Genomic DNA, 12,509 nt, shown 5'->3' on the forward strand with positions numbered 1-12,509 from the left:
CTTAAAATTCCAGCATTTCAACGCTTACCCGCACAGCCGGGTAGGCGTTTTTTGTTGTCAACTTCTCCCCGCTCCCCTGCTTCAGGGCCCGGACGGCCCCCAGATGCAGAAGGTCCAGCCCGTTTTCCCAGCAGCGGGCAAGGGTCTGGGTACAAAGTGCTTCCAGTTGGCGGCACTGCACCTCCGAAACAGGCGGAGTGCCCGCTTTCCGCTGGCCCGTCAGTGCCACCGCAAAGCCGGTCCCTTCTGCCTCTACCGACACCACGCAGCGCCGGAGCGTGATCGTGCTTTCTTCCAGCTCGAAGGAGACGGGCAGCTTCTCCTGCAAAAGCTGCGCCATGGCGGTTTCTTCCGAGGAGAGCGGCGCGCTTCCCTGCGCCGTCAGCAATCGGCTTTCTTTTGAAAGAGCCGCCGTCTCTTCTTCCAGCCCCACCACCGGGAGGATCATTTCCCCGGCGGCTTCGTACAAATGCGGCGCACCGGCTGCGTGATCTTCCGCGCACTGCAAAAGCGGCTCTGCCTGTTGCTGCAAGGGCGCTGTCTGCTCCACCAAAAACGCCCGCGCCGATAAGCGGCTGACCGGGTTTGTTTGTAGAAACTCCTGCACTTCCAGCAGTTCTGTTTGCGACGCAGCTTCGTCAAAGAGAAGGTATTCGCAGAGGCGGTAATTTGCAGTTTTGGGCAGAGCCTGTTCTGCCGTTTGGATAGCCCGCTCCAGCGTTTCGCCTTCAGCCGTACAGGCTCGGATCTCCGCCTCTGCATCCGAGGCATCGGCGGCGGCTTCCGGGAACTGATACAGCAAGCTCACCGTCCAGCCTTGCCCTCCCTGCCGGAGAAAAAGCGCCCGCACCATGCTCTTTTCCGTGGTCTCGGCCCGCAGAAAGGCCACGCACCAGAGAGCCAGTAAGCACCCGGCCATCCAGCGGGCGGTTCGTGATGCGTGTTTCATTCCGGCACCTCCTGTTCCCCGCAGCCAAATGCCCGGCAGAGCAGCACCCGCAGGGTGCACACGAGCATCCCGCACCGGAAGAGCGCCGCCGCAAGCCAAACGAGGAGAAAGGCCGCATCGAACCGCGCAATGCCTCCAATGCTCCCCGCCCGCAGCAATTCAAGGCCCTGCAAGCCATGGGCCGGGCCAAACACAGCCTCTCGGCCAAAGGCAAAGAGCGCCTGCACCAAAAAGGCCGCAAAAGGAAGAACCCAGTGCCTTTGAGATTTCTGCCCATCGGTTTCAAAAAAGAGCGGAAGAGCAAAGAATTCCGCGTAAATCGGCAGCTGCATTGGTCCGGTCATTTCCGGTTCCGGAAACAGGTTCTCCCAGTGGAGCTGGCCGCTCAGGCTGAAAAAGCAGATGGCCGCCGCCAGAACCACAGCCCACCACAAAATTCCGGCACTTCGGGAGAAAACACCCGGTTCCAGCGTCCATCCGGCCCAGAGCAGAAGCGGCAGGATACCGACCAGCGCCATGGACGAAAACTGCTCCCAGCAGAGCGTCTGTATCTGGCCCAGTGTTTCCACCAGTTCCGCGCCAAACCAGAGCGTCGCCAGCAGGCAGAAGAGCTTTGAGCAGAAGGTGTTTCCGGAAAAGGTGCCCTGTTCCACTTCTGCAAGAGCCAACAGCCGCGAGATCACCGCCAGTGCCAAGGCCATCGGGAGCCCCTGCAACAGCAGCGTCCGCGCAGAGACTGCTTCGCCGGACAGGATGCACTGCCCCATCACGGTGGTCAGAACGCTGAGGGAAACGGCCGCACCGGAAAAGTTCAGCTTTCTCATGGCGCTTTCCTCCGTTTCTGCCAAATGGTAAAGGGGCGGGCTGACAGGGTGCGGTAGGTGCGCCGGGTCACGCCGTCCTGCGAGATCCCCGTCTTGGGGAACGGAAGCGGCGCGCAGTAGGGCACTCCCAGCGCTGAGACCCGTGTCAGCGCCAGCAATACCGCCAACGCCGCCGTCACAAAGCCCACCGGCCCGGCGATACCTGCCGCCAGCAGGACCAAAAGCCGGAAGATCGTAGCCGCCTCGTACAGCGACGGCACCACGAACACTGCGATGGACGCCACTGCCGCGATCAGGATGACCGGGGTGCTCATCAAGCCGGTGGCGATGGCGGCGTCTCCGATGATGATGGCGGCCACTAAGCTGACCGAATGGCCCAGCGTCTGCGGCATCCTCAGCCCGGCCTCCCGGATGACTTCCAGCAGCAGGATGACCACCACCATCTCGGCAAACAGCGGCAGCGGGGTCGCCCGCTCCGCCGCTTCGATCTTAAAAAGCAGTTGCGGCGGCATCAGCTCCGGCAGATAGACCGCAAGGCAGACAAAGACTCCCGGCAGAAAGATGCTCAGGTAGAACGCCCCGTACTTTAGCACCCGCAGAAAGGATGCGAAAAAGGCGGGCTGGGCATAATCGTCAAGGCACTCAAAGTTTTCGCAGAAGAGGGTCGGCAGGATCATCGCCGACGGGCTTCCGTTGACTAGGATCAGAATTTTCCCCTCGCAGAGCTTTGCAGCGGCCACAGCAGGGCGCTCGGTGTAGCCCACAGGCGAAGCCGTCCGCACCCGGCATGGGAAAAGCCACGGCACGAAATAGCTGGAATCCAACAGCATCTGCGGCCGGGCGCGGCGAAGGGTCTCTTTCACTCGCTCGACGGCGGCGGGCGATGCCTTCCCCTTACAGTAACAGACCGCATACTCCGTTTTCATCTCGCAATCCCCTTGCCGCACCTCCATGACCAACGCCTCGGTGCGGATGAGCCGCCGCAGCAAACTCAGGTTGACCCGCAGCAGATCGCAGAAGCCCTCCCGCGAACCCCGGATGTTCCCTTCCCCGGAGGGTTCTTCCACCGAACGATATTTCAGGCTCTGCACCGAAAAAGCAATTCCCTTGGCACAGCCGTCCAAAAGCAGCACCGCCATCCCAGCGGTCAGCCGCTGCATCAGGCTCTCCCAGTCCTCTACCGGGGCACTCTCGGCAGGAAGAGCCGAGTGCTCCCAGAGGAGTTGATATACCCGCTCGCCGCCGGGCGCAGCCTGACCGGAAAGGAGAGGCGGCGTCTGGCGGCTGGCCGCGTCCAGCAGAAGTTCCCACAGGGACTCCAAGCTCGCCATCCCGTCAAAGAGAAAAATTGCACCCCGGCAGCGGTACAACTCGATCCGCTTCGCATAAAAATCGGCGGAACTGCCCAATCTAGCGTTGAGCGCCGTGAGATTCGTTTCCAGATGTTCGGAAAGCTGCATGGTTCCATCCCCCTTTTGCCCTAGGGTGCCCGCAGCGGCGGCGGTTATTCCCGCAGGAGGTGTTCGCCTTTGAAATTACTGATCTTTCGCACAATTTTGATCTATCTCTGCGTCCTGTTCGCCATGCGGCTGATGGGCAAGCGGCAGTTGGGAGAATTGCAGCCGGAGGAGCTGGTCTCCACCATCCTCATCTCCAATCTGGCGTCCATCTCCATCGAAAGCGAGGAAGTCCCGGTGACCGCCAGCCTGATCCCGCTCTTCCTGATCGCGGCACTGGAGCTTCTGGGCTCGATTTTGAGCTTCCGGAGCCAGAAATTCTTCAACCTGATGTCCGGACGGCCCAAGACCGTCATCCTGAACGGAGAGATTGACCAAGACGCCCTGCGCACTCTGCGGCTGACCACCGCCGACCTGATGGAGGCCCTGCGCGGCAAGGATGTCTTCGACCCGCGGGATGTCTCCTACGCCGTCGTGGAGACGAACGGGAACCTTTCGGTGGCGCTCCGGCCCGAAAAGGAAACGACCACCCTCGCGGACCTCCGCCTGAACGCCGAACGAACACAGGCCACCATCCCCTTTGTGCTGGACGGGCAGATACTGGACGACAACCTCCACTGGTGCGGCAAGGACCGCGCGTGGCTGGAGCGGACCGCCGAGGCAAACACCCTGCTGGTGGAAGAGATCCTGCTGCTCATCGGCAACGACACCGAGGACTATTTTCTTTTGAAAAAGCAGCCGCGCCGCCCGGCGGGAAAGGAGAAGCCATGAAGCGCATCTACGCCTGTCTCGCCATCGTGGCGGCGCTGCTCGTCATCGCCTTTTACAGCAGTTTCCGGGTGCAGCAATTCGCCGAGGAGATCTCGGAGGATCTGGACAACGCCATGGGGGCCATCCGGGACGAAGATCTGACCGGTGCGCGGCAAGCCCTTGCCGAAGGGGCAGAGCTGTGCGACCGGATGCGGGAAGGGATGAACCATCTTCTCCGCACCGAGGACTTCACCGAGCTGGAAGCCGCCCTCCGCGCGGCGGACGGCCACTTGGAGTGGAATGCTCCGGAGGAAGCCTTCGGTGAGCTGCGCCGCGCACAGGTTCAGGTCGAAACGCTGGCGTGGCTGGCCCAGCGCATCATCTGAACGCAAAAAAGCGCACCGCCCACCCGCTTGGAAAACCAAACGGAGGCAGTGCGCTTTTGCCTATTCAATGATCACTTGCTGCGGTTGCCCATCAGCTTTTTCAGTTCATTGAAAAAGCTTTCGACATCCGCAAACTGCTGGTAAACCGAGGCGAAGCGGACATAGGCCACCTCGTCGATCTGCTTCAGTTCCTGCATGGTCAGCTCGCCGATCCGGACGCTGGTCACCTCACGGTCATAAGAACTCATGAGGGTCTGCTCGATGCTGCTGACGGCCCGCTCCAGCGTTTCGAAGCTGACGGGGCGCTTGGCACAGGCGCGAAGCATGGCATTGAGGAGCTTCTGCCGATCGAAGGGCTCGCGGGAGTTGTCCTTTTTAATGACGATCAGCGGGACGGTCTCCACCACCTCGTAGGTCGTGAACCGCATATGGCAGCGCAGACACTCCCGGCGGCGGCGGATGCGCTCGCCGTCTTCGGTCGGGCGGGAATCAATGACCTTGGATTCCTCATCGCCGCAATAGGGACATTTCATGGTTTGTTCCTCCTGATGTTGGTCACGGTCAAGTTCGGGCGAAGATCATGCGTTCTTCTTGCCCTTTCGCTCGCTCCACAGCACCCACGCGGAGGTGGAAACGCACAGCGAAGTGTACACGCCGCTGACCATACCCATCATCAGCGGGAAAGCAAAGGTGAAGATACTGTCCAGCCCATAGAGCTTGGAGATGACGCACATTACACCCAGCGCCATCACGGTGGTGATGGTGGTGATGAGGGTGCGGCGGGCCGACTGGTTGACCGAGTGGTTGACCAGCTCCTCGAAGGAAGTCTTCTTGCCCATCAGCGCGCGGTTCTCACGGATACGGTCATAGACAACGACGGTATCGTTGATGGAGTAGCCCAGAATGGTCAGCATGGCCGCAATGAAGTTGCCGTCCAGCGGGGTGCGCAGGAGCACAAAGGTGCCGAACACCACCATCAGGTCGTTCAGCAGGGCCAGAACGGCCATCATGCCGCCGGTCAGGCCGCCGATCTTCTTGAAGCGGATGCCGATGTACAGCAGGATCAGGATCAGCGCAAAGACCACCGCGACCAGACTCTTCTGCAGGAACTTGGTGCCCATGGCGGCGCTGACGTTGCTGAGCGAGAGCTGGGCAAAGGCGTTGTCCGGGTACGTCTCGTTCAGGGAGTCCAGCAGGTTTTCCACCTGATCGGTGGTCACGGTCTCGTTGCCGGGCATCGAGATCTTCAGGGTCTGCTCGCCCGTGGCGACGTTCTCGCCGCTCTGCAAGGTCAGGTCATTGCTGCCCAGCGCAGCGGAAGCGGTCTTCTGCACCTCGGAGGTGGTGAACTCGCCCTCATAGCTCAGGGTGATCATGGCACCACCGGTGAACTCGGTATCCAGACGGACGCCGAACCCCACGGCACAGAGCAGGATAGCCGCCATCAGGCAGGCGGAAAAGGTCAGGAAACGCTTGCGCAGCGCCACAAAGTTGATGGGCTTCTTTTCTGCGGGCTCCTTGCCGGGCTTGTCCGCACCATAGAGCCACGGGTTCCGCAGAGCTTTGAGGGCCGCCGCACCACGGATCATCACGCGGGTCGCAAAAACGCCGAAGACGAAGTTCAGCAGCACGCCGGTGAGCAGCGTGTAGCCGAAGGCGTAGATCGTACCCGCCGTGGACGGACCAAAGGCAAAGAACACAAAGTGCAGGGCCTTGGCGAAGAAACCATCCGACGGGCCGAAGGCGCCCATCAGGACGATGGCGACGATGACGATGGTCACGTTGCCGTCGATGATGGGGGTCAAACCGCGGGCAAAGCCGCTCTTGAGGGCACCGTCCAGCGATTTGCCGCTGCGAAGCTCTTCCTTGATGCGCTCGGCCGTGATGACGTTGGCGTCAACGCCCATGCCGATGGCAAGGATGATGCCCGCGATGCCGGGCAGCGTCAGGGTGAAGCTCTCAAACACAGAGAAGTAACCGGAGACAAAGGCCAGCGTAGCAGCCACCTGACCGGCCAGCGCGATGCACGCAAGGAAGCCGGGCAGACGGTACAGCACCGTCATCAGGACCACGATGAGGGCAAAGGCAATGAGGCCGGCCAGCACCATGGCGCTCAGGCTGTTCTCACCGAGGCTGGGGCTGATGGTCGAATAGCTGTCCACCGTCAGCGCAAAAGGCAGCGAGCCGGAGTTGATCTGGCGCGCCATCTTGACCACATCCTCCTGCGTGAAGGGGTTGGCCGCGGAGCTGGTGATGATGGCGGAGCCATCGGTGATGGCCGCGTTGACGGATGCCGTGCTCACGTTCTCATCGTCCAGCCAGATGCTGATGGTGCCGCTGCTCTGGTAGAGCTTGGTGGTGGCATCACCAAAGGCTTTGGCACCTTCATCGGTGAACTTGAGGGCGACGTAGTATTCCGACGAACTGCCGTTCACCGGGCCATACTGCGCCGCAGCGCTCTCGACCATGGAGCCGTCCAAGATCAGCTCGCCGTCCGCACTGCTTCCCTCCCGGAAGGTCAGATAGGCGGTGGTGCCGATCTCTTCGATGGCCGCTTCGGGGTCGAAATCCGTCTCGCCGGACTGCCACGGGAATTCGAGGATCAGCCGGTCGGAGTCATAGTCCACGTACAGCTCGTAGTCGGTCACATTCAGGGCAACCAGACGGTTCTCAATGACGAGCTGCGCGGCGTCCAGCTGGTCGTCGGTGGCATCGTAGCCGTCCGAGGGTCCAAACGTCACGTTGACGCCGCCTTTGATATCCACGCCGAAGCGGATATCCTGCGCGCCCTTGATGTAGGTCTTGGTCACATCGCCATACTTGACCGCAACGCCAAAGAACGCCGTGTAGACGAACGCCGCGATCAGGAGCACCGTGACAACAAGCTGCCATGCTTTGCCTTTAGTCTTCATAAAAATCGGGAAACCTCCAAATATAATAAACCTCCGCCGTGCGGCAACGGCTGCCGCGCGGGGAGATTTTCAACAACGGGAATGCTTACGCCTTTTCCGCCAGCAGCTTTTCCACCGTAGCCAGCTTCACGCAGACACACAGCAGGTCGGAAGCGGTCTCCACTTCATCTAAGCTGGGATAAGTCGGCGCAATGCGCAGGTGGGAGTCCTCCGGGTCCTTGTGGTAGGGGTAAGCGGAACCGGCACCGGTCAGGGTCAGGCCGCACTCTTTGCAGAGGGCCGCCACCCGCTTTGCGCAGCCGGGCATGACGTACAGGCTGATAAAGTAGCCGCCCTTGGGGTTGGTCCAGTGGGCGATGTTGCCGCAGGGCGTCAATTCCTCGGTGAAAGCAGTCTTCACAGCGTCAAAGCAGGGCACCAGACGACGGCGGTGCTTTGCCATATGGGCCAGAACGCCTTCCTTGTTCTTCAGGAAGCGGACATGGCGCAGCTGGTTCATCTTGTCGTAGCTGATGATCATCACCGAGAAGCGCTTGCACATATACTTCATGGAGTTCTCGCTGCAGGCAATGGCTGAGACGCCCGCACCGGGGAAGGTGATCTTACTGGTGGACGTGAACATGAAAACGCGATCCTGCGTGCCGTACTTCTTGCACTCGTTCAGCAGAACAGGAGTCTCGATGATCTCGTCGGTCAGGTGATGGACGATGTATGCCTCATCCCAGAAGATCTTGAAATCGGGGGCGGCGGTCTTCATCTTCGCAAAACGCTCGATGGTCTCATCGCTGTAGGTGTAGCCATCGGGGTTGGAATACTGGGGCACGCACCAGATGCCCTTGATGGTGTCATCCTTGGCCACCAGATCTTCCACGATGTCCATATCCGGGCCATCGGGGGTCATGGGGACGCTGATGAGCTCAAAACCGAACTCCTCGGTAATCGCAAAATGGCGGTCATAGCCGGGCACCGGGCAGAGGAACTTGCGCTTCTCCACCTGAGACCACGGGCAGGGAGACTCCGGGAAGCCGAACACATAGCCGATGTTGATGAGGTTGTACATCAGCTGCAGGCTGGAGTTGCCGCCCACGAAGACCTCTTCGGGCTTGACGCCGAAGATATCCGCGAACAGAACGCGGGCTTCGTGCAGACCCTCCAGATCACCGTAGTTGCGGGCATCGGTGCCGGCGTCGGTGGTGTAATCGGTCATCTGCAGCAGACCCATAGCCAGATCCATCTGGTGAGGGCCGGGCTTTCCGCGGGCCATGTTCAGCTTCAGGTGCATATCCTGAAACTTCTTGTACTGCTCTTTCAGCTTTTCCTGCTCAGCTACGAGCTCGTCGCGGTTCATCTCAAAATAATTTGCCATTGAAAACACACTCCTTTATCGTACTTCCTGTTCCCACAGTGTCCGGGAGAGCGGCTTACCGGAAAGTCCTGCCAGAGAGCGTTCCCACCGCAGTCGTCCAGACTTTAATATTATAGCTCATATCCCGCATGAAAACAAGCATATCTCAAAAAAGCCCTGCTAAAAGCCGAAGCTCTCAGCAGGGCGTCCACCCCAAGCGGGCTGCAAAGGCAGCGCTCAACTCAGGGAGGTCAGGTTCTTATAGCGTTTGCGGACCGCGCCGTATTCCAGCTTCGGCTCGCCGCCGTCCACGGTGTCCTCGTCGATGGTCACACGGATGATGGTGGCATCGCTGGGGACTTTGTACATGATGGGCATCAGGATGCTCTCCATCACGCTGCGCAGACCACGGGCACCGGTCTTCCGCTCGATGGTCTTGCGGGCGATGGCATGGAGGGCCTCGTCGGTGATCTCCAGCTCCACGTTGTCCATATTCAGCAGCTCTTTGTACTGCTTGACCAGACTGTTGCGGGGCTCCTTCAGCACGCGGACCAGTGCATCCTCGTCCAGATCGTCCAGCACGGTGATGACCGGCAGACGGCCGATCAGCTCCGGGATGAGGCCGAACTTGACCAGATCGTGCGGCTCCACCTTGCGCAGCAGGGCCTTTTGGAAATCGTCGGAGTTGTCCTTCAGGGAGCTGCCGAAGCCCAGCGCGGACTTATCGGTGCGGCGCTGAATGTACTTGTCCAGTCCATCAAAGGCACCGCCGCAGATGAAGAGGATGTTGGTGGTATCGATCTGGATGAACTCCTGCTGCGGGTGCTTGCGGCCGCCCTGCGGCGGGACATTGCTGACCGTGCCTTCCAAGATCTTCAGCAGCGCCTGCTGCACGCCCTCGCCGCCCACATCGCGGGTGATGGAAGGGTTCTCGCTTTTGCGGGTGATCTTGTCGATCTCATCGATATAGATGATGCCGATCTGAGCCTTCTGCACGTCGAAATCCGCTGCCTGCAAGAGCTTGAGCAGGATGTTCTCCACGTCCTCGCCAACATAACCGGCCTCGGTGAGGGTGGTGGCGTCCGCGATGGCGAAGGGCACGCCCAGCATCTTAGCCAGCGTCTGTGCCAGCAGCGTCTTGCCGACGCCGGAGGGGCCGAGGAGCAGGACGTTGGACTTCTGCAGTTCCACGTCCGAGCCCTTGCCGCTCAGGATGCGCTTGTAGTGGTTGTAGACGGAGACCGCCAGCACACGCTTGGCCTCGTCCTGCCCGATGACGTACTGATCCAGACCGTCCTTGATCTCCTCCGGGGTCAGGATGTTGACCGAGAGACCGTCCGTCGCCTGTACGTGGGCACGGCTCGCGCCGCCGCGGTTCGGGCGGTTTGCGCCCGGATGCTCCGGCTTGTCCGAGAGCAGGTCATAGCACAGGCCGATGCACTCGCTGCAGATGTTGACACCGGGGCCAATGATCATCCGCTCCACTTCGTCCTGATGCTTGCCGCAGAAACTGCAAACCAGATCTTTTTCGTTTTTATCTCTGCCGGAATTGTTGTTTGCCATAGCCGTTTTTCCTTATTCTGGGTCGTCTGACGCAGCAAGGGTCTCCCCCGCTGCGCCGATTGGTTTCAGCGATTCCTTAGCGGTGGGTGATGACCTCATCGATCAGGCCGTATTCCTTTGCCTGCTGGGCGGACATATAGTTGTCGCGCTCCGTATCCAGCTGCAGCTTTTCCAGCGGCTGACCGGTGTACTCGCTGAGCATCCGGTTCATCTTGTCGCGGATATAGACCATGTGCTCGGCATGGATCTTGATGTCCGTGGTCTGGCCGGAAAGGCCGCCGTTCTGGCCGCCTGCAATGAGCGGCTGGTGGATCATGATCTCTGCGTTGGGCAGTGCAAAGCGCTTGCCCTTGGTGCCGCTGGCCAGCAGGAAGGCACCCATGGAAGCAGCCATGCCCATGCAGATGGTGGAAACATCGCACTTGATATACCGCATGGTGTCATGGATGGCCATGCCCGCGCTGATGGAGCCGCCGGGGCTGTTGATATACAGGCTGATATCCTTATCCGGGTCCTGCCCTTCCAGATACAGCAGCTGCGCCACAACAAGGCTGGCCGTGGTATCGTTGACATCCTCGCTCAGCACGATGATGCGGTCGTTCAGCAAACGGGAGAAAATGTCATAGGACCGCTCGCCGTGTGCCGACTGTTCAACAACATACGGAACAAAACTCATAAAGTTCGCCTCCTAGAAATCGAAATAATGGTATCTGCAAAATTGACCGATACGGCAAAAGAAACAGGGCCGTATCGGTCAATTTTAACTACCTTTGCTTACAAAACAGCGTGCTGCCGTTTCATAACTGCGGCCTTGGAAGCTGAGATCACTCAGCGTCCTCGGTCTTCTCGGCCTCAGCAGCCTTCTCCACGATGTTGGCGTGGCTCTTGATGAAGTCGATGGCCTTGTTGACGGCCAGATCCTTCTTCAGATCCTCGACATTGACCAGCTCACGGACCTTATCCTCTTCCATCTTGTACTGGTCAGCGATGCGCTTGATCTCAGCGGAAACTTCCTCCTCGGAAGCCTCGATGTTCTCAGCGGCAGCAACTGCCTCCAGAGCCAGACGGATCTTAACCTGCTTCTCAGCCTGCGGCATGAAGGAAGCGCGGAACTGATCGACGGTCTGGCCCATATACTTCAGGTAGTCTTCCAGACGCAGACCCTGCTGCTCCACACGGAAAGCGAAGTCGTTGACCATCTCGTCCATGCGGGCATCGTACATAGCCTGAGGGATCTCAGCTTCCATGCCGTCGATGACCTGATCGACCAGAGCGTTCTCAACCGCCAGATCGTCCTGCTTGTCGAGCTGCTCCTGATTGTTCTTGCGGATGGACTCCTTGAAAGCGTCCAGCGTGTCGTACTCGGAGACGTCCTTTGCCAGCTCGTCGTCCAGAGCGGGCAGCTCCTTGTACTTGACCTCGTGCAGCTTGATCTTGAAGACAGCTTCCTTGCCAGCCAGCTCAGCAGCCTGATACTCGGTGGGGAAGGTCACGTTGACATCGAACTCCTCGCCAGCGGAATGGCCGACGATCTGATCCTCGAAGCCGGGGATGAAGGAGCCGCTGCCCAGAGTCAGGCTGTAGTGCTCTGCCTTGCCGCCATCGAAAGCAACGCCATCGACGAAGCCCTCGAAGTCGATATCGGTGATGTCGCCGTTCTGTGCAGCACCCTCACGGGTCAGCTCACGGGCATTGCGCTCCTGCACACGCTTCAGCTCAGCGTCCACAGCCTCATCGGTAACAGTATGGACCGTCTTCTCCACGGTCAGACCGGAATAATTGCCGACCTTGACTTCGGGCTTGACAGCGACCTTCACGGTCAGGGTAGCACCCTCGGTCTCGCTTGCGGAATCAACGGTGACCTCCGGGCGGCCAACAGGCTCAACGCCAGCTTCCTTGACGGCTGCCTCGTAAGCTTCGGGGAACAGCTCGTTGATGGCGTCATAGGTAAAGACATCAGCGCCGTACATCTTCTCGATCAGAGCACGGGGAGCCTTGCCCTTACGGAAGCCGGGCACAGCGTACTTCTTGCCCTCCTTCTTGAAGACGTCGGCAACTGCAGCCTTGAAGGCCTCAGCGTCAACAGAGAACTGCAGCTCTGCCATGCTCTTTTCGAGCTTTTCGCACTTGATGAAATTCATTTGTGTATCCTCCACTCAAAAATTCTATTGCGTTGGGGCGGGTGGACCCGCCTCCTGCAACCGCGCACCGCGTCCTAGCTGTTTGCGAAATGCGGGGACGCGCGCGCTCAATTGGGTGCAACAATCGCGTCAAAACTTATTATAGCACGTTCCAGACACAATTGCCAGCCCAAATTTTGACT

Annotated in this window: 11 protein-coding genes; 2 read left to right on the forward strand and 9 right to left on the reverse strand. The window is 59.7% G+C overall.

The genetic code is table 11. From position 1 onward, the window contains the following. Position 1: 1 nt before the first annotated feature. From C4N23_RS00605 to C4N23_RS00615, 3 genes are read right to left on the reverse strand one after another with little or no spacing between them, the layout of a single operon-like run. The gene (locus C4N23_RS00605) at positions 2-949 is read right to left on the reverse strand and encodes a Ger(x)C family spore germination protein (protein WP_112143328.1); all 948 of its coding nucleotides are present in this window, start codon (positions 947-949) and stop codon (positions 2-4) included. Then, positions 946-1,773, reverse strand: coding sequence for a hypothetical protein (locus C4N23_RS00610; protein ID WP_112143330.1), 828 nt, complete (start codon positions 1,771-1,773; stop codon positions 946-948). Before C4N23_RS00610 ends, C4N23_RS00605 begins: the two co-directional genes overlap by 4 nt. Next, entirely contained in the window at positions 1,770-3,233 is a 1,464-nt protein-coding gene (locus C4N23_RS00615) for a spore germination protein (RefSeq protein WP_112143332.1), read from the reverse strand. The genes C4N23_RS00610 and C4N23_RS00615 overlap by 4 nt, the downstream gene beginning before the upstream one ends. Before the next feature lie 69 nt (positions 3,234-3,302). On the opposite strand from C4N23_RS00615, the gene C4N23_RS00620 reads away from it, so the two are divergent. Both C4N23_RS00620 and C4N23_RS00625 read left to right on the forward strand, forming a co-directional pair. Continuing rightward, positions 3,303-4,001 (forward strand): DUF421 domain-containing protein, encoded by a 699-nt coding sequence (locus C4N23_RS00620; protein ID WP_055188139.1) that lies wholly within the window; start codon positions 3,303-3,305, stop codon positions 3,999-4,001. Further along, positions 3,998-4,366 carry a DUF4363 family protein gene (locus tag C4N23_RS00625; protein ID WP_112143334.1) on the forward strand — a complete coding sequence of 123 codons (369 nt, stop codon included), beginning with the start codon at positions 3,998-4,000 and terminating at the stop codon, positions 4,364-4,366. Before C4N23_RS00620 ends, C4N23_RS00625 begins: the two co-directional genes overlap by 4 nt. Before the next feature lie 71 nt (positions 4,367-4,437). Here C4N23_RS00625 and nrdR read toward each other — a convergent pair whose 3' ends face one another. The 6 genes from nrdR to tig all read right to left on the reverse strand — a co-directional run bounded on the left by nrdR (position 4,438) and on the right by tig (position 12,327). Next, positions 4,438-4,899, reverse strand: coding sequence for a transcriptional regulator NrdR (gene nrdR / locus C4N23_RS00630; RefSeq protein WP_055188144.1), 462 nt, complete (start codon positions 4,897-4,899; stop codon positions 4,438-4,440). 45 nt (positions 4,900-4,944) lie between these two features. Then, entirely contained in the window at positions 4,945-7,278 is a 2,334-nt protein-coding gene (gene secF, locus C4N23_RS00635) for a protein translocase subunit SecF (RefSeq protein WP_112143336.1), read from the reverse strand. Positions 7,279-7,363: 85 nt separating this feature from the next. After that, positions 7,364-8,644, reverse strand: coding sequence for an aspartate aminotransferase type Ic (locus C4N23_RS00640; protein WP_112143338.1), 1,281 nt, complete (start codon positions 8,642-8,644; stop codon positions 7,364-7,366). A 216-nt stretch (positions 8,645-8,860) separates the two neighbouring features. Beyond that, a complete protein-coding gene (gene clpX, locus C4N23_RS00645) occupies positions 8,861-10,186 on the reverse strand; it encodes an ATP-dependent Clp protease ATP-binding subunit ClpX (RefSeq protein WP_112143340.1) in 1,326 nt (441 codons plus the stop codon). 76 nt (positions 10,187-10,262) lie between these two features. Next, positions 10,263-10,862 carry an ATP-dependent Clp protease proteolytic subunit gene (locus C4N23_RS00650; RefSeq protein WP_055188153.1) on the reverse strand — a complete coding sequence of 200 codons (600 nt, stop codon included), beginning with the start codon at positions 10,860-10,862 and terminating at the stop codon, positions 10,263-10,265. Between the two features lie 148 nt (positions 10,863-11,010). Beyond that, entirely contained in the window at positions 11,011-12,327 is a 1,317-nt protein-coding gene (gene tig, locus C4N23_RS00655; protein ID WP_112143342.1) for a trigger factor, read from the reverse strand. Between the last annotated feature and the right edge of the window lie 182 nt (positions 12,328-12,509).

The organism is Faecalibacterium hattorii (assembly GCF_003287455.1).
Lineage (GTDB): Bacteria > Bacillota > Clostridia > Oscillospirales > Ruminococcaceae > Faecalibacterium > Faecalibacterium hattorii.

Bases quoted from the DNA above. Each gene is read 5' to 3' on its own strand.
- C4N23_RS00610 (WP_112143330.1), bottom strand. From the start codon at position 1,773: ATGAGAAAGCTGAACTTTTCCGGTGCGGCCGTTTCCCTCAGCGTTCTG.
- secF (WP_112143336.1), bottom strand. From the start codon at position 7,278: ATGAAGACTAAAGGCAAAGCATGGCAGCTTGTTGTCACGGTGCTCCTG.
- tig (WP_112143342.1), bottom strand. From the start codon at position 12,327: ATGAATTTCATCAAGTGCGAAAAGCTCGAAAAGAGCATGGCAGAGCTG.
- clpX (WP_112143340.1), bottom strand. From the start codon at position 10,186: ATGGCAAACAACAATTCCGGCAGAGATAAAAACGAAAAAGATCTGGTT.
- C4N23_RS00640 (WP_112143338.1), bottom strand. From the start codon at position 8,644: ATGGCAAATTATTTTGAGATGAACCGCGACGAGCTCGTAGCTGAGCAG.
- C4N23_RS00615 (WP_112143332.1), bottom strand. From the start codon at position 3,233: ATGCAGCTTTCCGAACATCTGGAAACGAATCTCACGGCGCTCAACGCT.
- C4N23_RS00605 (WP_112143328.1), bottom strand. From the start codon at position 949: ATGAAACACGCATCACGAACCGCCCGCTGGATGGCCGGGTGCTTACTG.
- C4N23_RS00625 (WP_112143334.1), top strand. From the start codon at position 3,998: ATGAAGCGCATCTACGCCTGTCTCGCCATCGTGGCGGCGCTGCTCGTC.
- nrdR (WP_055188144.1), bottom strand. From the start codon at position 4,899: ATGAAATGTCCCTATTGCGGCGATGAGGAATCCAAGGTCATTGATTCC.
- C4N23_RS00650 (WP_055188153.1), bottom strand. From the start codon at position 10,862: ATGAGTTTTGTTCCGTATGTTGTTGAACAGTCGGCACACGGCGAGCGG.